Below are 23,051 nucleotides of genomic sequence, written 5' to 3' on the forward strand. Positions count from 1 at the left end.
CGCCGGTCCCGCCTGACGGACGGGGTCCGCCCCGTCGCATGAGAGGCTTCGCATGAAAGGCCGCCCATGAAAGGCCCCCGGGCCGCCCTGTTGGCGGCCCCCTATGCCCTGTGGCTGCTCGCGGCCTTCGCCGCGCCGCTGGTCGCCGTGGCGCTGATGTCCGTGCAGGACGATCCCTCGCCCTTCGCGCCGCTCTCCCTCGCCCCCTCGATGGCGAATTACGCGGAGGCGACGGGCGACCCCTTCCTGATCCGCACCTTCCTCTCCACCCTCGGGCTGGGGGCGGCGGTGACGGCCGTCTCGGCCCTGCTGGCCTATCCCTTCGCGCTGTGGCTGACGCGGCTCTCGCCGCGGGCGCGGCCCTGGGGCTTCGCCCTGGTGCTGGTGCCGCTGCTGACCAACGTGGTGGTGCGCTCGCTCGGCATCATCCTGCTGCTCTCCCCCACCGGGGTCGTCAGCGGCGCCGTGGCGGCGCTGGGCTTCCCCCGGCCGGAGCTGCTGTTCGGCTGGTTCGCGGTGGCGCTGTCGCTGTGCCAAGTCTTCCTGCCCTACATGGTGCTCTCGCTCTACGACGTGCTGGAGGGCCAGGAAGCCCGGTTGCAGGAGGCGGCGGACGGCCTCGGCGCCGGCCCGGCGGTGCGCTTCCTGCGCGTGACGCTGCCGCTCTCCCTGCCTGGGCTGCGGGCGGGGCTGGTGGTGGTCTTCCTGCTCGCCTCCACCGCCTATGTTTCCGCCACGCTGGTCGGCGGGCGGAAGGTCTGGGTCACCGGCATGGTGATCTACAAGGAGGGGCTGGAGATCCTGAACGGCCCCCTCGCCGCAGCGCTGGCCATGCTGATGCTGGCCGCCAGCATCCTGGTGACCCTGCTGATCGGGCGCGCCATCGCCGCCGCCATGCCCTGGGTGGCCGGGCGCCCGCCGCGGCGCCTCTCCCTCCCTCCCGCCCTGCGCGCGCCGCTGGTGGCGGCCGCGGAGGCGGTCGGCCCCTGGCTCGGCCGGCTGCTGCTGGCGCTCTCCGTCGCGCTGCTGGTCTTCCCGCTGCTGCTGGTGATGGTGGCGAGCGTGAACGACACGCCCCAGGCCTCGGTCGCCGCGTTCCACGGCTTCACCTGGAAGTGGTACGGGATGATCTTCGAGAACCCGCGCTATCTGGGCGATGCCTGGACCTCCGTGCGGCTGGCGCTGGCGACGGTGGCGATCTCCCTCCTCCTCGCCCTGCCCGCCGCCTTCGCCCTGGTGCGCGGCCGCTTTGCGGGGCGGGAGGCCCTGGGGGCGGCTTTCATGCTGCCCCTCGCCCTGCCCGGCATCGCCATCGGGCTGGGAATGCTGCGCCTGCTGCAATGGTTCGGCGCGCTGCCGCCCTTCCTGGGCATGCTGGCGGTGCACGTGGTCCTGGTCGCGCCCTTCTCGCTGGCGCTGCTGCGCGGCTCGGTCGCGGGGCTGGACCGGTCGCAGGAGGAGGCGGCGGCCGGGCTGGGCGCCCCGCCGGCGCGGGTCTTCCGCCAGGTCATCCTGCCGCAGCTCGCCCCGGCGCTGGCGGTGGCGGGCATCCTGGGCTTCCTGATCTCCTTCGGCGAGGTGACGGTCTCCGCCTTCCTCACCAGCGCGCGTCTCCAGACCCTGCCGGTGCGGATCTATGCCGAGGCGACCTTCAGCCTGGAGAACACGGTGAACGCGATCTCCACCCTGACCATCCTGCTCACCATCGCGCTGCTGATGCTGGTGAACCGCTTCGTGCGCCTCGACCGCGCCTGGAAGCGATAGGGCCGGCGGGCCGCCTGTCGGCTTCGTGCGCCGGGGCGCAGGCAACCGGCCCCGGCCGGGGCCTGTTCCTCCCGGCGGACCGGCGGGCGCGGGGCATCCCGCCTCCGCCCGGCCCGGCGCCCGGATCGTTCCGTCGCATGCCCCTGCCTCGCCGCCTGCTGCCGCTGCTGGCCCTGCTGCCCGGCTGCTCGCCCCTGTCGCTCGCCAATGCGCTGACGCCGCGGGGCGACGTCGAGGTCCGGCCCGATCTCCGCTTCGGCGATGGCCCGCGCGCCCTGCTCGACCTCTATGCGCCCGCGGGGCTGGGGCCGCAGGCGCCGCTGCTGGTCTTCTTCTACGGCGGGCGCTGGCGGGACGGCTCGCGGCAGGACTACCCCTTCGTCGCCCGCCCGCTGGCGGAGCTGGGCTGCCTCGTCGCCGTGCCGGACTACCGCCTCTTCCCGGAGGTGCGCTGGCCGGCCTTCGCGGAGGACGGGGCGCGCGCCGTCTCCTGGCTGCTCGATGGCCCCGGCGCCGGGCGGCCGGTGTTCCTGATGGGCCATTCCGCCGGGGCGTTCATCGCCCTCGCCCTCGCCACCGACCCGCGGTGGCTCGGCGAGGGCCGCCGGCGCCTGCGCGGCGCGATCGGACTCGCCGGCCCCTACGACTTCCAGCCGGACGAGCCGGGGGATGTCGCCACCTTCGCCCCGGCGCCGGGTGGCCGGGCCCGCGCGGCGCCCGCCGACCCGGCCGCCCTGTCCGGCGCGCCGCCCCTGCTCCTGCTGCACGGCCTGGCGGACGAGACCGTCTCGCCGGAGCGGTCGCGGGAGCTGGCGGCGCTCGCCCGCGCCGCCGGCGTGCCCGTGCGGCTCATCGAATATCCCGGCGTGGGCCATATCGGCATCATCGCCTCCCTGGCGGCGCCGCTGCGCGGACTGGGGCTTGCCGGCGCCCCGGTGCTTGCGGACATCCGCGCCTTCCTGGACGCCCCCGCCCCCGCGCCGCGCGCCTGATCCGCCAGCCGGCGGCCACGGCCGGATACGGATGACACGCTCATGGCTGGCGCGCGACCGCGCGAGACGGCAAGATGACAGGATGACGTCGTGCCTTGCCCCGGGGGGCGCAGGCCCCTCCGGTGGCCACGCGCCCTCGACCGCCCCTTACCCCGCCTCCCGATGACCCGACCGGTCGATGAGATGGTCGACGGCCATGGCCGGGTGCGCGCGCACTGGCGCGGCGTGCTCGCCGCCCTGGCCTCCCTTCCGGAGGGCGAGCTGGCGGACCGCGCCCTGCGCCTGGATCGCGCGCTGGAGGAGGAGGGCATCACCGCCCTCCTGCCCTCCGAGGAGCGCGTCTCCGCCGCCTGGCGCTGCGACCCCGTCCCTTTCCCGATCGCGGGGACGGAGTTCGCGCTGCTGGAGCAGGGCCTTGCCCAGCGCGCCGCGCTGCTGGAGGCGATCCTGGCCGACCTCTACGGCCCCATGGCGCTGCTGGCCGAGGGGCTGCTGCCGGCCGAGCTCGTCTTCGCCAATCCCGGTTTCCTGCGCCCCGCGCGCAGTGCGGACCGGCCGCCCCGACTGCCGCTGATCCAGGCGGCCGCCGCCGACCTGCGACGTGGCAGCGACGGCCACTGGCACGTCGCCACCGATTCGACGGGGCGGATGGCCGGGCTGGCCCAGGTGCTGGGCAACCGCCGCTTCCTCGCCCGCCTGGTGCCGGAGCTGTTCCGCAACACCCCCCTGCGTCCGCTACGGCCCTTCCTAGAGGTCTGGCAGGACGCCCTGCGGCGGGCAGCGCCCGAGGGGCGGGAGGGGGACGGCATCGCCCTGCTCACCCCCGGCGTGGGCGACCCGACCTGGGCGGAGAACGTCGTGCTGGCCCGCGAGCTGGGCTGCACGCCGGTCGAGCCCGGCGACCTGACGGTGCGCGGCGGCGACGTCTACCTGAAGACCCTGCGCGGGTTGCAGCCGATCGCCGTGCTGCTGCGGCGGATGGAAAGCCGCCTGCTCGACCCGCTGGAGTTCGGCGCCTCGGCCGCCCAGGGCGTGGTGGGGCTGATGGATGCCGTGCGCAACGGCACCGTCCGGGTGGTGAACGACCCCGGTGCCGGCGCGGTGGAGGCGCCCGCCCTGGCGGCCTTCCTGCCGGTCCTCTGCCGCCGCCTGCTGGGGGAGGAGCTGCGGCTGCCCTCGCTGCGCACGCTCTGGCTCGGGACGCCCGGCGCCCTGGCGGAAGCGGAGGCCGAGCCGGAGCGCTGGGTGCTGCGCGACGCCACGGACCCGCGGGCACGGACCGTCCGGCTGGACAAGGCGGATGCCGCGCTGCGCGCCCGCGTCGCCGCCCGCCCGGCCGGATGGGCGGTGACCCGGCTCGAGCCGCCGTCCCTGGCCCCGTGCTGGACGGGGGGGGGCAAGCAGCCCTGCCCCATCTCGCTGCGGCTCTTCCTCATGCAGGATGGCACCGCCTGGCGCGTCCTGCCCGGCGGGCTGGCCCATGTGGTGGAGGAGGGCGCGCCCCTGCTGGGCCGGCTGCCCAGCGCCGGGCTGGCCAAGGACGTCTGGGTGCTGGAGGAGGAGCGCGGCGAAACCGTCGGTCCCACCGCCCCGGCGCCGCTGTCGGGCCGCCGCTACGTGCGGGCCGCCGCCGACCTGCCCTCCCGCGCCGGGGACAACCTGTTCTGGCTGGGCCGCTACGTGGAGCGGCTGGACGATGCCGCCCGCCTTGCCCGCGCCGCGCTGCAGCGGCTGGAACGCGACGCGCTGCTGCCGCACGAACTGGCGGAGCTGGCCGCGCTGGCACGGTGCCTGATCCCCGCGGGCCTCGCGACCGAGGAGGACGCGCCGGTCGGCGGCCAGACGGCGCCGCTGCGCGCCGCCCTGCTGCGCGCGGCCAAGCCGGGCGGCGCCCTGCCCAACGCCTTCCAGCGCATCGCGCGGCTGGTGGATGCGACCCGTGACCGCCAGACCAGCGAGATGCACGATGCCTTCGTGACCCCGCTGCGCGAGATGCAGGCGGCGCTGAAGGAGATGCGCGACCCCTCCTCCCTGTCGCGCCTGCTCGGCGCCGCCCTGCGCTACGGCGCCATGGTCGCCGGGGTGGCGGCCGAGAACATGGTGCGGGGCGGCGCCCACACCTTCCTCGACCTCGGCCGCCGGGTGGAGCGCGCCCAGTCCATCGCCTCGGCCCTGGCCCTCGCGCTCGACCAGCCGCCGGCGCGGCAGGAGGCCGGGCTGCGGCTGGCGCTGGAACTGTGCGACAGCGTCATCACCTACCGCACGCGCCATCTGAACGCGCCCCAGTCGGGCCTCGTGCTGCAGCTCGTGCTGGCCGATGGCGGCAACCCCCGCGGCCTCGGCTTCCAGCTCGCCCGCATGCGCGGCCTGCTGGAGCATGTCGCGGGCGGGCCGGACACGCTGTCGGACGAGGCGGGCCTCCTGCTGAGCGAGACGATCAGCATCGCCCAGGCGGACGGGCCGAACGCGCCGGCACGGCTGCGCGGGGTCTGCGAAGGCTGCGGCAACCTCGCCAGCGCGATCTCCCGCCGCTATTTCACGCTGCTGGCGCCGGTGCACACGCTGGGACCGGAGCCGGCGGTGACGCCGCTGCGCGGGGCGGCCTGACCATGCTGCTGCGGGTCCGCCACGTCACCAGCTACGCCTATGGCCGCCCGGTGGACATGGCCACGCACATGCTGCACCTGACGCCGCGGGCCCTGCCGCACCAGCGCGTCATCAGCCACAGGCTGGACAGCACGCCGGCGCCCGCCCGCATCACCCACGGCGAGGACCACTTCGGCAACGGCGTCGCCTGGATGTTCCTGGACGACCCGCATGCCCGGTTCGAGGTCGTGGCGCGGGCCGTGGTGGACGTGTCCTTCCCCGCCCCGCCCCCGGTCGAGGCCACCCGCCCCTGGGAGGAGGTGGCGGCGCTGGCCCCGCGCGAGCCGCAGGCGGCCGAGTTCACCTTCGACAGCCCGATGGTCGCGGCCAGCGCCGTCGCGCGCGACTTCGCCGCCCCCTCCTTCCCGCCGGGCCGGCCGATCCTGGCCGGGCTGCTCGACCTCAATGCCCGCTTCCGCAAGGAGTTCCGGTTCCGCTCCGGCGTCACCACCATCGCGACGCCGGTGGAGGAGGTGCTGCGCCGGCGGGAGGGCGTCTGCCAGGACTACAGCCACGTCATGCTGGCCGGGCTGCGCAGCCTGGGCCTGCCGGCGCGCTACGTCTCCGGCTATCTGCGCACCTACCCGCCGCCGGGCCAGACGAAGCGCCAGGGGGCGGACATGTCGCATGCCTGGGTCGGCGCCTGGATGGGGCCCGGGCTGGGCTGGATCGACCTCGACCCCACCAATGACCTGGTGGTGCACGAGGAGCATGTCGTGCTCGGCTGGGGGCGGGATTTCGGCGACGTCTCGCCGCTGCGCGGGGTGATCCTGGGCGGCGGCAGGCACACGCTGGAGGTCGGCGTGGATCTGGAGCCGGTGGAGGAGGAATAGGGCGGGGCGCAGGGCCCGGAGGCGGCGATCCGCCCCGGGGCGATCCCCCCGCCACGGCCCGGTTCTTGCCCGGGGCGGCCCACCAAACGGGAGAACCCACGGGATGCCCAACGGAATGCAACGCCGCACGCTTCTGACCGCGGGCGCCGCCGCGCTGTCGCTGCCCGCCCTCCGCACCGCCGCCGCGCAGGCGCCGCTGCGCTTCTGCCTGGACTGGGCACTGCAGGGCAACCACGCCATGTGGGCGCTGGCCGAGGACCGCGGCTACTTCAAGCGCGAGGGGCTGGCGGTGCGGATGGACCGCGGCTTCGGCTCGGGCGACACGCTGATCAAGGTGGCGTCGGGTGCCTATGACATCGGCTTCTCCGACCCCTCCGCCGCGGTGAAGTTCAACGCCGAGAACCCGGACAAGCGGCTGGTCTCGATCTACCAGGTCTTCGACCGCACCGCCGCCGCGCTGGTGACGATGAAGGGCCGTGGGATCGAGAAGCCGACGGATGTGGCGGGCAAGAAGCTCGGCGCGCCGGAGAACGAGGGCTCGCGCCTGATCTTCCCCGCCTTCGCGCGGGTTGCGGGCATCGACACCTCGAAGATCCAGTGGAACTCGATGGCCGCGAACCTGCGCGACACCATGCTGGCGCAGCGGCAGGTGGATGCGGTGACGGGCTTCCTCTTCACCGTGTACTTCAACCTCGTCGGCCTGGGCGTGAAGGAGGAGGACATCCTCGGCTGGCCCTATGCCGAGAACGGGCTGGACCTCTACGGCTCCGCCGTGCTGGTGCGCGCCGACTGGCTGGAGAAGAACCAGGAGACGGCGGCAAAGTTCGTGAAGTGCTCGATCGAGGGGCTGAAGGCGCTGCTCGCCGACGTGCCGGCCGGCATGGCCGCGCTGAAGAAGCGCGAATCCCTGTTCGACGAGGCGCTGGAGGCGCGCCGCTTCGCCATGACCCGCGACCGCGCGATGATCACGCCGAACACGCGCGAGCACGGCCTCGGCTACCTCAACATGGAGCGCGCCGCGCTGCTGGTGCGGACGAATGCCGAGGCCTACGGCATCGCCAACCCGCCCACGGCCGAGAGCATGTTCACCGACCGCTTCCTGCCGCCCGCCAGCGAGCGGAAGATCTGACGCCATGGCCCGTCTTCTCCTGGCCGGCGCGCGGGTGCTGGCGGCCGACGCGCTCTCCGCCCCGCACGCCGACCTGCTGGTGGAGGACGGGCGCATCCTCGCCGTGCTGGAACCCGGCACGGCGGTGGAATCGGCCGAACGCTTCGACGCCGCGGACCGGCTCGCCATCCCCGGGCTGGTGAACGGCCACACCCATGGGCATGGCGGGCTGTCCAAGGGCATGGGCGACAAGTGGGACCTCGCCCTGCTGCTCGCCCATGCGCCCTGGGTCGGCGGCGGGCGCGGGCTGGAGGCGAAGCGCATCGCCACCACCCTGACCGCGGTGGAGATGCTGAAGAAGGGCTGCATCGGCGGCTACGACCTGCCCGCCGAGTTCCCCGGCCCGACCGAGGACGGGCTGCTGGCCATGGCCGAGGCCTATCGCGCCGTCGGGCTGCGCATGGTCATGGCGCCGATGATCGCCGACCTGACCTTCTTCCAGGCGACGCCCGGGCTGATCGAGGCCCTGCCCGAGGAGCACCGCGAGCGGGCCGCCGCCATGCGGATGGGCGACCCGGACGCGACGCTCGCCGTGATCGACACCCTGGCGCGGCGCTGGCCGCATGCCCCGGACGCGATCCGGCTGGGCATCGCCCCCACCATCCCGCTGCACAACACCGACGCCTTCCTGCGCCGCTGCGGCGCCCTGGCCGAGGAACACGGCCTGCCGATGCAGAGCCATGTCGGCGAGGCGCGCTACCAGATGGCGGGCGGCGAGATCCGCTACGGCGCCACCCTGCTCGCCCACATGGATTCGCTGGGGCTGGTGGGGCCGCGCTTCAGCGTGGCGCATGGCGTCTGGCTGACGGAGGCGGACCTCGCCCTGCTCGCGGCCCGGGGCGGGGCGCTGTCGCACAACCCCGGCGCCAACATGCGCCTCGCCTCCGGCATCGCGCCGGTGCGCAAGGCGCTCGATGCCGGGGTGGCGGTGGGGATCGGCACGGACGGCTCCGGCTCCTCCGACAACCAGAACATGTTCGAGGCGGTGCGCCTCGCCGCCTTCGCCTCCCGGCTGGTCGAGGATTCGGACTGGCTCGGCGCGGCGGAGACCCTCCGCCTCGCCACCGCCGGCTCCCGCCGGGTGCTGGGCCTGCCGGGCGACGGCACGCTGACCGAGGGGCAGCCGGCCGACCTCGTCCTGCTGGACCTGGGCCATGTGAACTGGGCGCCCTTCAACGACGCCGCGCAGCAGATCGTCTACACGGAGGACGGCTCCGCGGTGACGGACGTGATGATCGGCGGCGCCTGGAAGCTGCGCGACCGCCGCGTGCTGGGGGTGGACGAGGCGAAGCTGGCCCGCGAGGCGAACGCGGCCGCCGCCGCCATCCGCGAAGCGACCGCCGGGGTGCGTCCCTGGTGCGAGGCGGTGGCCCCCTTCGTCGCCTGCCACTGCGCCGGGCTGGCGAAGCGCTTCACCGGCGCGCGCCGGCTGCTCCCGCTGACGTGAACGTGACCCTGGGCTGCGCGTGGCGCTGAGCCAACCGAACCGCCGCGCGGTGTAGGAGCGGCGTCATGCTCGACCATCTGAAGGCGAACAACCGGCGCTGGGCGGCCCGCAAGGTCAGTGCCGACCCTGGCTTCTTCCAGCGTCTGGTGGGCCAGCAGGCGCCGGACTACCTGTGGATCGGCTGTTCCGACAGCCGCGTGCCCGCCAACGAGATCGTGGACCTCGACCCGGGCGAGCTGTTCGTCCACCGCAACGTCGCCAACCTCGCCCCGCCGCAGGACGCCAACTACCTCTCCGTGCTGCAATTCGCGGTGGACGTGCTGAAGGTGAAGCACATCCTGGTCGTCGGGCACTATGGCTGCGGCGGTGTCGCGGCCGCCATCGACGGCCGGCGACGCGGCCTCGTCGATCACTGGCTGCACCCGATCCGCGAGCTGAACCGGGAGTTCCGCTGCGAGCTGGTGGAGATCGGCGAGGAGCGGAAGCGGCTGGACCGGCTGATCGAGCTGAACGTCATCCGCCAGGTCCGCAACGTCGCCTCGGACGTCTTCGTGCAGGATGCCTGGGCGCGCGGCCAGCCGCTGTCCGTCCATGGCTGGGTCTATTCGATCGAGAACGGCCTCGTCACCGACCTGGAGGTGACGGTGCGCACCCCGGAGGATGCCATCCGGCTGGAGGAGACCAACGTCCCGAACGGCAGGCCCCGCGGCGGCGACGCGCCCTGACGCCGTTCAGCCCGGCCGGAGCCGGGCGAGGGCCTCGAGCATGCGGGCGTAGAAGCGCGGCGCGTCGCAGTGCCGCAGCCAGGTGCAGTTCCGGCGCCGGTCCGTGACGTGCCACCAGTCCACCACCGTCATGCCCAGCGTCAGCGGCGAGGCGGTCTCCACCTCGACGTTGCACAGCTGTCCGGTGAACAGCTCCGGCCAGAGCAGGTAGCCGACCGCCAGCGCGTCGTGCAGCGGGCGCGTCTGGGTGCCGTACTTCTCGTTCCCGTAGCGCTGGAAGAACCGCAGCATCCCGGCGCAGGCGTCGCCCACCGGCGTCCCCAGCGCCGCCAGCGCATCGTCCCAGCCCGGCGGCGTCGGGGCGCCATAGGTGCAGTCGATCGGCGCGGCGACGAGCGGGATGCCGGCACCGAAGACGATGCCCGCCGCCTCCGGATCGACGAGGATGTTGAACTCGGCGGCCGGGGACATGTTCCCGCCCTCGAAGAAGCCGCCGCCCATCAGCACGATGCGGCGGACCTTGCGGGCCAGGCCCGGCGCACGCCGCAGCAGCAGGGCGATGTTGGTCAGCGGTCCCAGCGGCACCAGCGTGGTGGCGCCGTCCGGCCGGGCGGCGAGCGTCTCGACCATCCAGTCCACCGCATGCGCCGCTGCCACCGGGCGCCGTGCCGCGGGCCAGTCGTAGCCGTCGAGCCCCGTCCGCCCATGCACCTCGGCGGCGTGGCGGGCGGGACGCAGCAGCGGCTGCTCCGCACCGGCGAAGACCGGCACCTCCGCCCGGCCGGCGAGCTCCACGATGCGCCGGGCGTTGGCGGCCGTGGTGGCGACGGGAACGTTGCCCGCCACCGTGGTCAGGCCCAGCACCTCCAGCTCCGGCGAAGCCAGGGCGAGCAGGATGGCGAAGGCGTCGTCCTGACCGGGATCGGTGTCGATGATGATCGATTCAACCATCCCTCCAGCATAGGGGCCCGGCGCCCCGACGCGATCCCCGGAACGTCATCCCGGCCGGCGCCGCGCCGTCTCGTCCAGCGCCGCCTGGGCCGCACGCCCGGCCCGGCGGGCGGTCGCCGCGGCGCGCAGGTCGCGCAGCCGCTCCACCGCCCGGTGCGCGGCCCGGGCCCCGGCCAGCGCCTCGCGCGCGGCCTCGGCGCGTGCCGCGGCGCGCTGCTGGCCCGCCAGGGCCGCATCCCGCTGGGCGAGGCCAGCCGGAAGCCAGGCGGCGTAGTCCCCCGGCGGCTCGGCCATGCCCTCGCTGACCAGCGCGGCCTCCGCCACGGCGTGGCGCAGCTCCGCCGCCTGCAGCCTGCCCAGCGCCTCCCCCAGCGACTGCCTCGCCTGGTCCAGGTGCAGTCGCTGAAGCCGGTCCAGCACCGCCAGCGGGTCGCGGCTCACGCCTCGGCCTCCGACATCGCCTCGGCCAGCGCGGCGAAGGCGCCCCGCACCGAGTCCCGCTCGCCGCGATCCTGGCGCAGCACCTCCTCGATCCGGGGCGCCAGCCGGATCGCCTCGTCCACCGCCGGATCGGTGCCGGCGCGATAGGCGCCGAGCCGCACGAGGTCCGCCATGTCCCGGTGCAGGGCGAGGATCGCCCGGGCACGGGCCAGCAGCGGCCTCTCCTCCGGCTCCAGGCAGCCCGGCACGGTCCGGGACAGCGAGCGCAGCACGTCCACCGCGGGATAGCGGCCCCCCTCGCCGATCGCCCGGTCCAGCACGACATGGCCATCCAGGATGCCGCGCACGGCGTCGGCAACCGGCTCGTCATGGTCGTCCCCCTCGACCAGCACGGTGAAGAGGCCGGTGATGCTGCCCTCGCAGCCCTCCGCCGCGGGCCCGGCGCGTTCCAACAGGCGCGGCAGCTCGGCGAAGACGCTGGGGGGATAGCCGCGGGTCGTCGGCGGCTCGCCCGCCGCCAAGCCGATCTCGCGCAGCGCCATGGCGAAGCGGGTCACGCTGTCCATCAGCATCAGCACGCGCCGCCCGGCATCGCGGAAATGCTCCGCCACCGTCATCGCCGCCAGCGCTGCATCCCGGCGCAGCAGCGGCGAGGCGTCGGAGGTGGCGCAGACGACGACGCTGCGGGCCAGCCCGGCCGCCCCGAGGTCGTCCTCCAGGAACTCGCGCAGCTCCCGGCCGCGTTCGCCGACGAGGCAGACCACGGTCACGTCGCAGCCCGCGCCGCGCGCCAGCATCGCCATCAGGCTGGACTTGCCGACGCCGGATGCCGCGAAGAGACCCAGCCGCTGCCCGCTGCGGCAAGTGGCGAAGGCATCCAGCGCCCGCACGCCGAGATCAAGCCGCGGGCCGAGCCGTGCCCGCAACCCCGCCTCGGGCGGAGCGGCGCGCAGCGGGCGGGCGCGCGGTCCCGGCGGAAGGGGCCCCTTGCCATCCATCGGCCGTCCCAGCGGATCGACCACCCGGCCCAGCCAGTGGTCGCCCGGGCACAGGAAGGACGGACCGACGGACACGGCGGCCTGGCCGGGAGCGACGCCCTCGGGAGAGCCCTGCAGCGACGCCAGCAGTCGATTCGGCGCCCCGCCCACAACCTCCGCGTGCAGGACCTCGCTCCCGCGCTGCAGCCGTACCCGGTGTCCCACCGCGAGAGAAGGCTCGAACCCCGCGAGATCGACCATGGCGCCGCGGACGGCGGCGACATGCCCGGCCGCCCGGACCTGTGGAATTGTCAGCAGGTTATCGGCCGTGGTCCTCAGCAAGGATGAAATCGGCGCCAAAGGAATGTTTCCTTTTTAAATCCTGTCTGAATCTTTCTACAGCACGAACCGTGAAAACCTCTTTACCGGCGTGCCGTTTGCGCTTTTATACACGCATAAGGTGTGGAGAGCCGAAAATGCGGGTCTTGTTGGTTGAAGATGATCTCACCACCGCTCGCGGCATCGGGCTGATGCTCAAGGCATCGGCGATGATCGTGGACTCCGCCGATACGGGGGAGGAAGCGCTGGAGCTGGCCAGGGTCTACGACTACGACATCGTGATCCTGGACATCATGCTGCCGGACATGGAGGGCTACGAGGTGGTGCGTCGCCTCCGCGCCGCCCGGGTCGGCACGCCCGTCCTCATCCTCTCCGGCCTGTCGCAGCCCCAGGCGAAGGTGAAGGGGTTCGGCGTCGGCGCCGACGACTTCATCGTGAAGCCCTTCAACCAGCAGGAGCTGATCGCCCGCATCCAGGCCATCGTCCGCCGGGCCAAGGGCTTCAGCCAGCCGACGGTGACGGTGGGGGAGCTGAGCCTCGACCTCGGCTCGCGCGAGGCGACGGTGAACGGCACCCCGGTCCATCTCACCGGCAAGGAATACGCGATCCTCGAGCTGCTGACCCTGCGCAAGGGCCAGGTGCTGACCAAGGAAGCGTTCCTGAACCACCTCTATGGCGGCATGGACGAGCCGGAGGTGAAGATCATCGATGTCTTCATCTGCAAGCTGCGCAAGAAGCTGTCCCAGGCCGGCTGCTCCGACCTGATCGGCACGGTCTGGGGCCGCGGCTATGTCATCCGCGATCCGCGCAGCCTCCCGCCGAAGCTGGCCGCTGGCCTCTCCCCCAGCCCGGGCCCGGACCCCTCCGGCGGGGTGGCGGCCGCCGCCTGACACTCCGTGGCAGGGGCGGCACCCCGCCCCTGCCCGACACCGGCAGATGCACCGGACGATCATGGCCCCCCGCCCTCCGGCCCTGCGCACGGATGGGCCCGCTGCGACCGCCCTGCCCTGAGCCTCAACCGGCCAGGCTCAGCGACGATGCGAGGACATGCGGGCCGCGCTCGCCAGGCACGGGGACCAGCCGCGTCCCCAGGCCCAGGACCGTCTCCGCGCCGCCCAGGTAGAGCACCCCATCCGGCGCCAGCCGGTCCGCCAGCATCTCCAGGACGCGGCGCTTGGTCGGCGGGTCGAAGTAGATCAGGACGTTGCGGCAGAAGATCACGTCGAAGGTCCCGCGCCCGCGCTGGTCATCCAGCAGGTTGCCGACCTCGAAGCGGGTCATCTCCCGCAGGGGGGCGGAGATCCGCCAGCGTCCCCCCTCCTGCCGGAAGTGCTGCACCAGCATCTGCACCGGCAGGCCACGCTGGACCTCGAACTGGGTGAACAGGCCCTCCCGGGCACGGGCCACCACCTCCCGGCTCAGATCCGTCCCCAGGATCTCGGCGCCGCGCCCGCCCAGCAGCGGGGCGAGGCCCCGCAGGATCATGGCGGCCGAATAGGCTTCCTGCCCCGTCGAGCACGCCGCCGACCAGAGGCGCAGCCGCTGGCCGGCCGGCCGCGCGGCGGCCAGCTTCGGCAGCGCCGAGCGCAGATGCTCGAACGGCCGGCCGTCGCGGAAGAAGGAGGATTCGTTGGTGGTCAGGGCTTCCGTGACCTCGGTCGCCAACGGGCCGGAGAGCGGGGCACGCAGCCGGGCCGCCAGGGCATCCAGGTCCGCCAGCCCATGTCGGCGCAGCACCGATCCCAGGCGGGTGTCCAGCATGTAGCCCTTGTCCTCGGTCAGCACGATGCCGGCCCGCGCACGGACCAGCGCGGCGATCTCCGCGAAGGCGGCGCTCATGCGCCAGCCGCCAGCAGCGGCGCCGGTCCTGTCCCCCGCCGGACCGGCGAGGCGCCCGTCGAGGCATCCCAGGGGCCGGCCATCAGCCGCGCCGCCAGGGCGTCCGGCGGCAGCAGCGCCTCCGCCAGGCCGGCCCGCGCCACCGCCCCCGGCATGCCCCAGACCACGGAACTGGCCTCGTCCTGGGCCAGGACCCGGCCGCCGGCCGACACCAGGGCCCGGCAGCCCGACAGCCCGTCCGAGCCCATGCCGGTCAGGATCGTCGCCACTGCCGCCCCGGCGGTGGCCCGCGCCAGGCTGCGCAGCATCGGGTCCACGGACGGCCGGCAGAAGTTCTCCGCCGGGTCCCGGGTCACCCGCGCCACCAGCTCCTCCGGCCCCGCCTCCACCAGCAGGTGATGGTCGCCCGGTGCCAGGAACACCCGGCCCGGCCGCAGCGGGCTGCCATCCACCGCCTCTGCCACCGGCAAGGCACCCACGCGCGACAGGTGGTCGGCCAGCATGGCGGTGAAGCCCGCCGGCATGTGCTGCACGACGAGGATCGGCACCGGCGGCGGCGCGGGTGCCAGGGCCCGCAGCAGCGCCGCCAGCGCCTGTGGTCCGCCGGTCGAGCTGCCGATCGCCAGCACCCGCGCCGCCCGCCGCGGAGCCTGGCGCGGCAGGTCGGGCGCCGCCGGCCGGGACTCCGCGGCCGTGGCGGGGCGGGCAGCGGCACGGTCCGCCCGGCCCCGCAGCATCCTGCCCCACCCCCGCACCTTCTCCACCAGCTCCGCCTGGAAGGCGCCGCCGCCGGACGCCGCGTCCGGCTTCGGCAGCACATCCGAAGCCCCGGCCCGCAGGGCCTCCATGGCGATCGCCGCCCCCCGCCGCGTCAGGGCGGAGGCGACGATGACCGCCGGCCGCGGCGTGCAGGCCAGCAGCAGGGGCAGGACCGTCATGCCGTCCATCACCGGCATCTCCAGGTCCAGCAGCACCACCTCCGGCCGCTGCGCCGCGGGCATGGCGGCGAAGGCGGCCAGCGCCGCGCGGCCGTCCCCCGCCCGCGCGACGACACGGATTCCGGCATCCGCCTCCAGCATGCGCGACAGGGCGGCGCGCGCCGTCAGGCTGTCGTCGCAGAGCATCACCCGCACCGGCCCTTCCGCCGGCGGCAGCGCACCCGTCATGCGGAACCGTCCGTGACGAAGCCCAGCAGCGCGAGCTTGTCGCGCAGGATCGCCGCGTCGAAGGGCTTCATGATGTATTCCTGCGCGCCGAGGGTCAGCGCCTCCAGAATCCGCTCGAAGCTCGCCTCGGTGGTGCAGAGCATGACCACCGGGTGGTCCGGGCCGAACTCGCGGCGCGCATGGCCGAGGAATTCGAGGCCGTCCATCACGGGCATGTTCCAGTCGAGCAGCACCAGGTCCGGCATCGCCTCCCGCACCGCGCCCAGCGCCTTTGCGCCGTCCGGCGCCTCGCGCACGGCGAAGCCGTGCCCCTCCAGCAGGCGGCGGGCCAGCTTGCGCACGACTGCGCTGTCGTCCACCACGAGGCAGCTCCGCGCCGCCCCCGGAACCGGCTCCATCCCCGTCAGCCTCCCACCTCGTGCAGCGCCATGATCCAGGGCACGTCGAGCAGCACCAGCAACCGCCCCTCCCGCCCCGGCACGTCGCGGTGCACGGCGCGGCAGGCGGCACGCCAGGAGGCCGCCAGGGTCGGCGGCACCGCGTCGAAGCCGGCTTCGGCCAGCCGAACCACGTCGCCCACCTCGTCCGCCAGCAGCGCGTAGAACTCCCCGCCATGCTCCATCACGACCGGCATGGGGGCCGCCTCCGCATCCGGCAGGCCGAGGCGCCGGCGCAGGTCGATCGCCGTGACGATCCGTCCGCGCAGGTTCAGGCTGCCGGCCACCGCCGGGGGCGCCAGCGGGATGCGCGAGATCGCCTGGGGCGCCAGCACGTCGCGCACGCCCTGCACCGGCACGCCGCAGAGCTGCCCGGCCACGCCGAGGGTCAGGAAGACCTCCGTCTCGCGGGCATGGCCCGGCGCCTTGTCCGACATGCCGTCAGCCCTCCCCCCGCATCGCCGCGGCGCCGGCTTCCAGCCCCCGCGCCTCCAGGCATTGCCGCAGCGAGGTCAGCAGGGCCTCGCGGTCGAACTTCGCGACGTAGTCGGTGAAGCCCGCCTCCTGCCCGCGGCGCACCGCCGCGGGATCGGTCTGCGCCGTCAGGGCGATCAGCGGCAGCCCCGACCAGGCACCGGACTGCCGCACCGCCCGGGCGAAACCGAAGCCGTCCACCCCCGGCAGGCCGATATCGGAGATGATCGCATCGAAGCCGATCCCGGCCTCGCGCAGCCGCAGCGCCTGCTCCGCGCTTTCCGCCGCCGTGACCGCGTAGCCCGCGGCGGAGAGCGCCGGCACCACGATGTGCCGGAAGAAGCCGCTGTCCTCCACGACGAGCACGCGCGCCGATGCCGCCGCCGTCGCGCCGAACCAGTCCGCCGTGCCCCGGCGCAGCCACCAGACCGCGTCCAGCACCTCCGTCGCCGCGCCGGCGACGATGGCGGTGCCCAGATAGCCCGGCCGCCCTTCCCCGCCCTCGATCCGCAGCGGCTGCTCCACCACGTCGAGGATCGCGTCCACCATCAGCCCCAGCGAACGCTCGCCGTCGCGGAAGACGAGGACGGCCTGGCGGGTGCCCGGCGCGCCCCGCCGCCAGTCCGGGTCCACCGGAACCAGCGGCATCAGCACGCCCCGGTCCTGCAGGACCGGCCCGCCCCCCGTCTGCTCGATGCTGCCGGCGTCGATGTCCTCCAGCCGCGCCACCAGCCCCAGCGGCACCGCCTTCGGCGCGCCGCCCCCGGCCGCGACCAGCAGCAGCGCCGTGCCGTCCGAGGCGCGCAGCCCCGCCGCCAGGTCGGGCTCTGCGGCGCCCTCCGCCTGGGCCCGCCCGTCGCCCAGCCCGCCCGCCCGGGCGACGCCATTGGCGTCCAGGATCATGATGACCGAGCCGTCGCCCAGGATCGTGCTGCCGGCGAAAACCGTGACATGGCGCAGGATCGGCGCCACCGGCTTCACCACGATCTCCTCGATGTCGAAGACCCGGTCGAGGATCAGGCCGAATCGCTGCGCGCCCACCTGGGTCACGGCGATCACGCCGTCGCCCTCGGGCCGGGCCGGCCCCGCCGCCGCGCCAGCGGGGCCGGGGGCCTGCTCCAGCCGCAGCAGCCGGGCGAGGGAGACGAGCGGCAGCAGGTGGTCGCGCAGCCGCAGCACCGGCGCGTCGCCGATCCGCTCGATCCGCGCGCCTTGCCCGGCCTCGCCGAGCCGCACCAGCTCCACCACGCCGGCCTGCGGCAGGGCGAAGCGGTGCCCCCCCGCCGCCACGATCAGCGCGGAGATGATGGCGAGGGTCAGCGGGATGCGGATGGCGAAGCGCGTGCCCCGGCCGGGCGTGGACTCGACCTCGATGGTGCCGCCGATCCGCTCGACGTTGGTCTTCACCACATCCATGCCGACGCCGCGCCCGGACACCGCGGTGACGCTGGCCGCGGTGGAGAAGCCGGGGTGGAAGATGAAGCGCTGGACCTCCCGCTCGCCCATGGCGGCCAGCTCCGCCTCGCCCGCCAGCCCCTGCGACAGCGCCTTGGCGCGGATGCGGGTCAGATCCAGCCCGCGCCCGTCGTCGCTCAGCCGGATCAGGATGTGCCCGCCCTCGTGGCAGGCCTCGAGGAGGATGCGCCCGGTCTCCGCCTTGCCCGCCGCCCGCCGCGCCGCCGGGTCCTCCAGCCCGTGGTCGGCGCTGTTGCGGACCATGTGGGTCAGCGGGTCCTTGATCAGCTCCAGCACCTGGCGGTCCAGTTCCGTGCCTTCGCCGCGCAGCTCCAGCGCGATGCGCTTGCCCAGTTCGCGCGACAGGTCGCGCACCAGCCGGGGCAGCGTGTTCCAGGCATGGCCGATCGGCTGCATCCGCGTCTTCATCACGCCCTCCTGCAGCTCGGAGGTGACGTGGCTGAGGCGTTGCAGCGCGGCGGAGAGCGCGGCGTCGTCGCGGTCCCGCGCCAGCTGCAGCAGCTGGTTGCGGGTCAGCACCAGCTCGCCCGCCTGGACCAGCAGCTCCTCCAGCACCTCCACCGAGACGCGGATGGTCTGCGGTGCCGCGGGACCTGCCGCCTCCGGGACGGCGGCAGGCGCCGCCGCCCCGTCCCCGGCGGCGGCGGCATCGGTGGCGCCGGGCGCGGCGCCCGGTGGCGGCGGGGACCATTCGCCGCGTGTCGCCGCCTCCAGCGCGCCGATCAGCGCCCCGTCCTCGCCCGCCGGCTCGGCACCCGCCGCCTCGATCGCGGTGATCAGGGCCCGGATGCGGTCGATGGCGGACAGCACCAGCGTGACCGCATCCGGCGTGGCGGCCAGCGCCCCGTCGCGGATCTGGCCGAGCAGGCTCTCCGCCGCGTGCGCCACCCGTTCCAGCCGCGCCAGCCCGAGGAAGCCGCAGGTGCCCTTGATGGTGTGCACCAGCCGGAAGATCTCCGAGAGGGTGGCGGCATCGCCCGGCGTGCTCTCCAGGCGCACCAGCGCCACGTCCAGAGCGGCGAGTCCCTCGTGGGTCTCCGTCAGGAAGTCGGCGATCAGCTCGTCCATCGTGGCACCCGCGCTTGCTCACGGCAGGATGCGGGGGCGAGGGAAAGATTCGGTGAAAGGCCGGCGGCAGGCGGGGCCGCGCCCCGGTGGTCAGGCCGCGCGCAGCACCAGCGGCGCGGCCTCGGCCGAGGCGCCGAGCAGCAGTTCCACCCGCATCCCGGCCTGCGCCGCCAGGCGCAGCAGCAGCGGGGCCAGCACGGTGCGGGGGCCGCAGACCGGCTCCCCCGCGAGGGCGGCGGTCAGGGCGGGGGACCAGGCGGAGCCCCGCCCCTCGGGCCAGACGGCAACCCCGCTCGCATCGCCCGCCACGTGCACCACGCCGCCGCGCGGCAACGCCTCCCCCCCCAGCAGGGCGGCGGCCAGGAGGGCCCGGACCAGCTCCGCCGACAACTCCTCCGCCGGCAGGCCGGAGACGTCCACCTGCGTCCGGCCGCCGGGCAGGGCGCCGCCCAGGACCAGGCCCAGCTCCTCCCGGGCCAGCGCCCCGCCGCCGCCCATGATGAGCCGCCAGAGCCGCAGCCGGTGGCCCATGGCCTCCGCGCTGTCGCGGGCGACCGAGGCGGCCTCCGGCTCCTGCTCCAGCAGCTCCAGCGCGCCGGTCACGCTGCCGAGCGGCCCACCCAGGTCATGGCACAGCCGGGCACACAGATCCTGGGCGAGGCCTAGGTCGCCTGCCGCGGCGAGATCCTGGTGCATCGGTCCGGCTCCATCCTGAACGAGCGTAACCTCCTGGCAGACTTTTCCTTGACCAATGGTTTACCTTGCCACTGTGACACAATTACGCCGGGCGGTCGGCGGCCAGGGGGAACCCCTGGCATCCGCCGCGCGGCTGGCGCAGCCTGCCATCCCATGAACGAGCTGATCGAGCCCGGCATGCGCGTGCGTCACCCCGGCCGCCCGGACTGGGGCCTCGGCCAGGTGCAGTCGGTGGTCGGGGACCGCATCACCGTCAACTTCGAGAATGCGGGCAAGCTGCTGATCCAGGGCCGCCAGGTGGTGCTGGAGATCGTCGAGGACGCTGCCCGCTGACGCGCCGGCCGCCGCCCCGTCCGCGCCGGGGCGAAAGGGTCTTGCGGGGGCCGGCGCGCCCGGCCACATCGGCTTGGTGAGCACCGACCTCCTGTCCCCGGATCTGGCGAATCCGCGCGCGGCCATCCCCGGCATGGCCGCGCGGCCGGGGCCGCTGGTGGATCCCTTCGGCCGCCGGGTCAGCTACCTGCGCGTCTCGGTGACGGATCGCTGCGACCTCCGCTGTGTCTACTGCATGGCGGAGGACATGACCTTCCTCCCGAAATCCGAGGTGCTGAGCCTGGAGGAGCTGGAGCGGCTCTGCGGCGCCTTCATCGATCTGGGCGTGGAGCGGATCCGCCTCACCGGCGGCGAGCCGCTGGTGCGGCGCGGCGTGCTGTCCCTCTTCCGCGGCCTCGGCGCCCGGCTGAACGGCGGCGGGCTGCGCGAGCTGACGGTCACCAGCAACGGCACCCAGCTCGCGCGGATGGCGGGCGACCTCTTCGCCGCCGGGGTGCGGCGGATCAACGTCTCGCTCGACACGCTGGATCCCGACGCCTTCGCCGCCGTCACCCGCTGGGGCAAGCTGGACAAGGTGCTGGAGGGGCTGTTCGCCGCGAAGGCGGCCGGGCTGGCGGTGAAGCTGAACGCCGTGGCGCTGAAGGGCGTGAACGAGCACGAGTTCGACCGCATGGTCGAGTGGTGCGGCGAGCACGGCTTCGATCTGACCCTGATCGAGACCATGCCGCTGGGCGACATCTCCGGCGACCGCACCGACCAGTACCTGCCGCTCTCCACCGTCCGGTCCCGCCTGCGCGAGCGCTGGACGCTGACGGAAAGCAGCCACCGCACCGGCGGTCCGGCGCGCTATTTCGACGTGGCGGAGACCGGCCGGCGCCTGGGCTTCATCACGCCGCTGACCCATAATTTCTGCGAAAGCTGCAACCGGGTCCGACTGACCTGCACCGGCACGCTGTACATGTGCCTGGGGCAGGAGGACGCCGCCGACCTGCGCCGGGCGCTGCGCGACCCCGGACTGGGCGAGGAGGGCTTGCGCGACGCGATCCGGGAGGCCATCACCCGTAAGCCGCGTGGTCACGATTTCGTCATCGACCGCCGACAGGCCCGCCCCGCGGTCGCGCGCCACATGTCCGTCACCGGAGGCTGAGCCGCCCCATGACCGCCGATCTCGTCGCCCGCCTGGCCATCCCGGGGCTGCCGGAGTGGAGCGGTCTGATCGTGCTGCTGCTGGCGCTGCTGGCGGCCATCGCCTTCCTGCTGATGCCGTTCAGCGTCTTCGGAGTGAAGGGGCGGCTGGAGGGGATCGAGGCGCAGCTGGACGAGATCCAGCAGGAGATCCGCCTGCTCGCCATGCGACTGCCCGAGCCGGGCGGGCGCCGGCCGCCGATGGACGAGGGCTGGGAAGAGGCGCCGCCCCGCCTCGGCCCGGTGCGGGACACGCGGCCGCTGCGCGCCAGCCCGCCCATCCCGCCGCCGCCCGTCACCCCGGACGGGCGCGGGATGCGGCAGGAGCCGCGGTTCCGGTAGGGGTGCCCGGCCGGGGCGGCTTTTCACGGCGGCATCCTGCGGGAGGACGGTGCCGGGCCAGGGGAACGGGCGTCCCCGCCGGTGCGTCCGGTGATCGTTCAAAATGGCGCTGTTTTCAGGAGCATCCGGGAAGGGTGCTCGCAGCGCTCGCGGGGATGAACCGCCGCCGTCATCGTGGTCCCGGCAGGCCCCATCATGTTCCGTGCCCCATGACCACCCCGAGCAGCATCCGCCCATATCCCCCGATCCGCACCCCCACCTATCCCCCCGGAATCGCCCCTCGCCCCCTCCTGCGCTAACCTCCCCCATCATGCCGCCCACCAAGCGCGCCGGCCCCGCCCCCGACCTCTTCGGCCCGACTCCCGGCGCGGAGCCCGACCCCGCCGGACCCGCCCCGGACATCGCCCGCCCCCTCGCCGACCGGCTGCGCCCACGCACGCTGGAGGAGGTGGTGGGCCAGGACCACCTGCTCGGCCCCCCGGGGAACGAGGCTGGCGCCCTCCGCCGCATGCTGGACCGGGGCGCGCTGGCCTCGCTGATCCTCTGGGGGCCGCCGGGGGTGGGCAAGACCACCATCGCCCGGCTGCTGGCCGAGGCGGCGGGGCTGCGCTTCGCCCCCCTCTCCGCGGTGTTCAGCGGTGTGGCCGACCTCAAGCGCGCCTTCGACGAGGCCCGCGCCCGGCGCCAGAACGGCCAGGGCACGCTGCTCTTCGTGGACGAGATCCACCGCTTCAACCGCGCCCAGCAGGACGGCTTCCTGCCGGTGGTGGAGGACGGCACCGTGACCCTGGTCGGCGCGACGACGGAGAACCCCTCCTTCGCGCTGAACGGCGCGCTGCTCTCGCGCTGCCAGGTGATGGTGCTGCGCCGGCTGGACGATGCCGCGCTGGACCTGCTGATCGACCGGGCCGAGGCGGAGGCCGGCCGGCCGCTGCCGCTGGACGAGCCAGGGCGGGCGACGCTGCGCGCCATGGCGGATGGCGACGGGCGCTACCTGCTGAACCTGGCGGAGCAGCTCCTCGCCCTGCCGGAGGGGACGGCGCCGCTGGACCCGGCCGGGCTGGCCGCGCTGCTGGCCCGGCGCGCGGCGCTCTACGACAAGGACCGGGAGGAGCACTACAACCTCATCTCGGCGCTGCATAAGTCGCTGCGCGGCTCCGACCCGGATGCGGCGCTGTACTGGTTCGCGCGGATGGTGAAGGGCGGCGAGGACCCGCGCTTCATCGCCCGGCGCCTGACCCGCTTCGCGTCCGAGGATGTCGGCGCCGCCGACCCGCGCGCCCTGCCGCTGGCCATCGCCGCCTGGGAGACCTACGAGCGGCTGGGCTCGCCGGAGGGGGAGCTGGCACTGGCGCAGCTCGTCCTGCACCTCGCCGCCGCACCCAAGTCCAACGCCGCCTACCTCGCCTGGAAGGCCGCCCAGGCGGCGGCGGCGGAGACGGGCAGCCTGATGCCGCCCGCCCATATCCTGAACGCGCCGACGAAGCTGATGAAGCAGATCGGCTATGGCCGCGACTACGCCTACGATCACGACACGGAGGAAGGTTTCTCCGGCCAGGACTACTTCCCCGAGGGGATGGGGCGGATGCGCTTCTACCGTCCCACGGGCCGGGGCGCGGAGGCGGCGGTGGGCGCGCATCTCGAACGGCTCGACGCCCTGCGGCGGCAGCGCCGGAGCGGGGACTGACCGGCCGCCGGTCCCCGCATCGGCCGGGGCGGGGGCAGCGTGGCGGGAACGGTGCCGGGCGAAGC

The 23,051-nt window shown here is 74.3% G+C and carries 21 protein-coding genes; 12 read left to right on the plus strand and 9 right to left on the minus strand.

Annotated elements, in window-relative coordinates; all coding sequences use genetic code 11:
• The first annotated feature begins 66 nt into the window (after positions 1 to 66).
• The 7 genes from LPC08_RS11205 to LPC08_RS11235 all read left to right on the plus strand — a co-directional run bounded on the left by LPC08_RS11205 (position 67) and on the right by LPC08_RS11235 (position 9,575).
• Positions 67 to 1,764 (plus strand): ABC transporter permease subunit, encoded by a 1,698-nt coding sequence (locus tag LPC08_RS11205; protein WP_230452752.1) that lies wholly within the window; start codon positions 67 to 69, stop codon positions 1,762 to 1,764.
• Between the two features lie 137 nt (positions 1,765 to 1,901).
• Positions 1,902 to 2,756: an alpha/beta hydrolase gene (locus tag LPC08_RS11210; protein WP_230452753.1), complete on the plus strand. Its 855-nt coding sequence runs from the start codon at positions 1,902 to 1,904 to the stop codon at positions 2,754 to 2,756.
• A 162-nt stretch (positions 2,757 to 2,918) separates the two neighbouring features.
• Positions 2,919 to 5,363: a circularly permuted type 2 ATP-grasp protein gene (locus LPC08_RS11215; protein WP_230452754.1), complete on the plus strand. Its 2,445-nt coding sequence runs from the start codon at positions 2,919 to 2,921 to the stop codon at positions 5,361 to 5,363.
• Positions 5,364 to 5,365: 2 nt separating this feature from the next.
• Positions 5,366 to 6,235, plus strand: a complete 870-nt coding sequence (locus LPC08_RS11220; RefSeq protein WP_230452755.1) for a transglutaminase family protein — start codon at positions 5,366 to 5,368, stop codon at positions 6,233 to 6,235.
• Positions 6,236 to 6,350: 115 nt separating this feature from the next.
• Positions 6,351 to 7,364 (plus strand): ABC transporter substrate-binding protein, encoded by a 1,014-nt coding sequence (locus LPC08_RS11225; RefSeq protein WP_230452756.1) that lies wholly within the window; start codon positions 6,351 to 6,353, stop codon positions 7,362 to 7,364.
• Positions 7,365 to 7,368: 4 nt separating this feature from the next.
• A complete protein-coding gene (locus LPC08_RS11230; RefSeq protein WP_230452757.1) occupies positions 7,369 to 8,850 on the plus strand; it encodes an amidohydrolase family protein in 1,482 nt (493 codons plus the stop codon).
• A 65-nt stretch (positions 8,851 to 8,915) separates the two neighbouring features.
• A complete protein-coding gene (locus tag LPC08_RS11235; RefSeq protein WP_230452758.1) occupies positions 8,916 to 9,575 on the plus strand; it encodes a carbonic anhydrase in 660 nt (219 codons plus the stop codon).
• 6 nt (positions 9,576 to 9,581) lie between these two features.
• On the opposite strand, the gene LPC08_RS11240 is transcribed toward LPC08_RS11235, so the two are convergent.
• From LPC08_RS11240 to LPC08_RS11250, 3 genes are read right to left on the minus strand one after another with little or no spacing between them, the layout of a single operon-like run.
• Complete coding sequence (locus tag LPC08_RS11240; protein ID WP_230452759.1) at positions 9,582 to 10,526, minus strand: nucleoside hydrolase; 945 nt, start codon at positions 10,524 to 10,526, stop codon at positions 9,582 to 9,584.
• 45 nt (positions 10,527 to 10,571) lie between these two features.
• Entirely contained in the window at positions 10,572 to 10,967 is a 396-nt protein-coding gene (locus LPC08_RS11245; protein WP_230452760.1) for a hypothetical protein, read from the minus strand.
• Complete coding sequence (locus tag LPC08_RS11250) at positions 10,964 to 12,286, minus strand: FliI/YscN family ATPase (protein ID WP_230452761.1); 1,323 nt, start codon at positions 12,284 to 12,286, stop codon at positions 10,964 to 10,966. Before LPC08_RS11250 ends, LPC08_RS11245 begins: the two co-directional genes overlap by 4 nt.
• Before the next feature lie 134 nt (positions 12,287 to 12,420).
• Here LPC08_RS11250 and ctrA point away from each other — a divergent pair, with 134 nt between their 5' ends.
• A complete protein-coding gene (ctrA, locus tag LPC08_RS11255) occupies positions 12,421 to 13,173 on the plus strand; it encodes a response regulator transcription factor CtrA (protein WP_230452762.1) in 753 nt (250 codons plus the stop codon).
• A gap of 124 nt (positions 13,174 to 13,297) precedes the next feature.
• Here ctrA and LPC08_RS11260 read toward each other — a convergent pair whose 3' ends face one another.
• The 6 genes from LPC08_RS11260 to LPC08_RS11285 form a co-directional block, all read right to left on the minus strand.
• On the minus strand, positions 13,298 to 14,122 hold the full coding sequence (locus LPC08_RS11260; protein WP_230452763.1) for a CheR family methyltransferase: 825 nt from the start codon (positions 14,120 to 14,122) through the stop codon (positions 13,298 to 13,300).
• Positions 14,119 to 15,288 (minus strand): chemotaxis-specific protein-glutamate methyltransferase CheB, encoded by a 1,170-nt coding sequence (cheB, locus tag LPC08_RS11265; protein ID WP_230452764.1) that lies wholly within the window; start codon positions 15,286 to 15,288, stop codon positions 14,119 to 14,121. Before cheB ends, LPC08_RS11260 begins: the two co-directional genes overlap by 4 nt.
• A complete protein-coding gene (locus LPC08_RS11270; RefSeq protein WP_230452765.1) occupies positions 15,285 to 15,686 on the minus strand; it encodes a response regulator in 402 nt (133 codons plus the stop codon). The genes cheB and LPC08_RS11270 overlap by 4 nt, the downstream gene beginning before the upstream one ends.
• Before the next feature lie 5 nt (positions 15,687 to 15,691).
• On the minus strand, positions 15,692 to 16,162 hold the full coding sequence (locus LPC08_RS11275; RefSeq protein WP_230452766.1) for a chemotaxis protein CheW: 471 nt from the start codon (positions 16,160 to 16,162) through the stop codon (positions 15,692 to 15,694).
• Between the two features lie 4 nt (positions 16,163 to 16,166).
• Entirely contained in the window at positions 16,167 to 18,743 is a 2,577-nt protein-coding gene (locus tag LPC08_RS11280) for a hybrid sensor histidine kinase/response regulator (protein WP_230452767.1), read from the minus strand.
• A gap of 90 nt (positions 18,744 to 18,833) precedes the next feature.
• Positions 18,834 to 19,439, minus strand: coding sequence for a histidine phosphotransferase family protein (locus LPC08_RS11285; protein WP_230452768.1), 606 nt, complete (start codon positions 19,437 to 19,439; stop codon positions 18,834 to 18,836).
• A 153-nt stretch (positions 19,440 to 19,592) separates the two neighbouring features.
• Between LPC08_RS11285 and LPC08_RS11290 the strand changes: the two genes are divergently transcribed.
• The 4 genes from LPC08_RS11290 (at position 19,593) to LPC08_RS11305 (ending at position 22,986) form a co-directional block, all read left to right on the plus strand.
• Positions 19,593 to 19,772: a DUF3553 domain-containing protein gene (locus LPC08_RS11290; RefSeq protein WP_230452769.1), complete on the plus strand. Its 180-nt coding sequence runs from the start codon at positions 19,593 to 19,595 to the stop codon at positions 19,770 to 19,772.
• Positions 19,773 to 19,926: 154 nt separating this feature from the next.
• A complete protein-coding gene (gene moaA / locus LPC08_RS11295; protein WP_230453057.1) occupies positions 19,927 to 20,919 on the plus strand; it encodes a GTP 3',8-cyclase MoaA in 993 nt (330 codons plus the stop codon).
• 8 nt (positions 20,920 to 20,927) lie between these two features.
• Positions 20,928 to 21,299 (plus strand): hypothetical protein, encoded by a 372-nt coding sequence (locus LPC08_RS11300; RefSeq protein ID WP_230452770.1) that lies wholly within the window; start codon positions 20,928 to 20,930, stop codon positions 21,297 to 21,299.
• Positions 21,300 to 21,609: 310 nt separating this feature from the next.
• Complete coding sequence (locus tag LPC08_RS11305; protein WP_230452771.1) at positions 21,610 to 22,986, plus strand: replication-associated recombination protein A; 1,377 nt, start codon at positions 21,610 to 21,612, stop codon at positions 22,984 to 22,986.
• The last annotated feature ends 65 nt before the right edge of the window (positions 22,987 to 23,051 follow it).

Origin of the sequence: Roseomonas sp. OT10, from assembly GCF_020991085.1 — a bacterium.
GTDB classification, from domain to species: domain Bacteria; phylum Pseudomonadota; class Alphaproteobacteria; order Acetobacterales; family Acetobacteraceae; genus Roseomonas; species Roseomonas cutis.

What these genes read in the sequence shown, in the direction of transcription:
- LPC08_RS11205 (WP_230452752.1), top strand. Translation starts at nt 67, where the DNA reads ATGAAAGGCCCCCGGGCCGCCCTGTTGGCGGCCCCCTATGCCCTGTGG.
- LPC08_RS11210 (WP_230452753.1), top strand. Translation starts at nt 1,902, where the DNA reads ATGCCCCTGCCTCGCCGCCTGCTGCCGCTGCTGGCCCTGCTGCCCGGC.
- LPC08_RS11215 (WP_230452754.1), top strand. Translation starts at nt 2,919, where the DNA reads ATGACCCGACCGGTCGATGAGATGGTCGACGGCCATGGCCGGGTGCGC.
- LPC08_RS11220 (WP_230452755.1), top strand. Translation starts at nt 5,366, where the DNA reads ATGCTGCTGCGGGTCCGCCACGTCACCAGCTACGCCTATGGCCGCCCG.
- LPC08_RS11225 (WP_230452756.1), top strand. Translation starts at nt 6,351, where the DNA reads ATGCAACGCCGCACGCTTCTGACCGCGGGCGCCGCCGCGCTGTCGCTG.
- LPC08_RS11230 (WP_230452757.1), top strand. Translation starts at nt 7,369, where the DNA reads ATGGCCCGTCTTCTCCTGGCCGGCGCGCGGGTGCTGGCGGCCGACGCG.
- LPC08_RS11235 (WP_230452758.1), top strand. Translation starts at nt 8,916, where the DNA reads ATGCTCGACCATCTGAAGGCGAACAACCGGCGCTGGGCGGCCCGCAAG.
- LPC08_RS11240 (WP_230452759.1), bottom strand. Translation starts at nt 10,526, where the DNA reads ATGGTTGAATCGATCATCATCGACACCGATCCCGGTCAGGACGACGCC.
- ctrA (WP_230452762.1), top strand. Translation starts at nt 12,421, where the DNA reads ATGCGGGTCTTGTTGGTTGAAGATGATCTCACCACCGCTCGCGGCATC.
- LPC08_RS11260 (WP_230452763.1), bottom strand. Translation starts at nt 14,122, where the DNA reads ATGAGCGCCGCCTTCGCGGAGATCGCCGCGCTGGTCCGTGCGCGGGCC.
- cheB (WP_230452764.1), bottom strand. Translation starts at nt 15,288, where the DNA reads ATGACGGGTGCGCTGCCGCCGGCGGAAGGGCCGGTGCGGGTGATGCTC.
- LPC08_RS11270 (WP_230452765.1), bottom strand. Translation starts at nt 15,686, where the DNA reads ATGGAGCCGGTTCCGGGGGCGGCGCGGAGCTGCCTCGTGGTGGACGAC.
- LPC08_RS11275 (WP_230452766.1), bottom strand. Translation starts at nt 16,162, where the DNA reads ATGTCGGACAAGGCGCCGGGCCATGCCCGCGAGACGGAGGTCTTCCTG.
- LPC08_RS11280 (WP_230452767.1), bottom strand. Translation starts at nt 18,743, where the DNA reads ATGGACGAGCTGATCGCCGACTTCCTGACGGAGACCCACGAGGGACTC.
- LPC08_RS11285 (WP_230452768.1), bottom strand. Translation starts at nt 19,439, where the DNA reads ATGCACCAGGATCTCGCCGCGGCAGGCGACCTAGGCCTCGCCCAGGAT.
- LPC08_RS11290 (WP_230452769.1), top strand. Translation starts at nt 19,593, where the DNA reads ATGAACGAGCTGATCGAGCCCGGCATGCGCGTGCGTCACCCCGGCCGC.
- LPC08_RS11300 (WP_230452770.1), top strand. Translation starts at nt 20,928, where the DNA reads ATGACCGCCGATCTCGTCGCCCGCCTGGCCATCCCGGGGCTGCCGGAG.
- LPC08_RS11305 (WP_230452771.1), top strand. Translation starts at nt 21,610, where the DNA reads ATGCCGCCCACCAAGCGCGCCGGCCCCGCCCCCGACCTCTTCGGCCCG.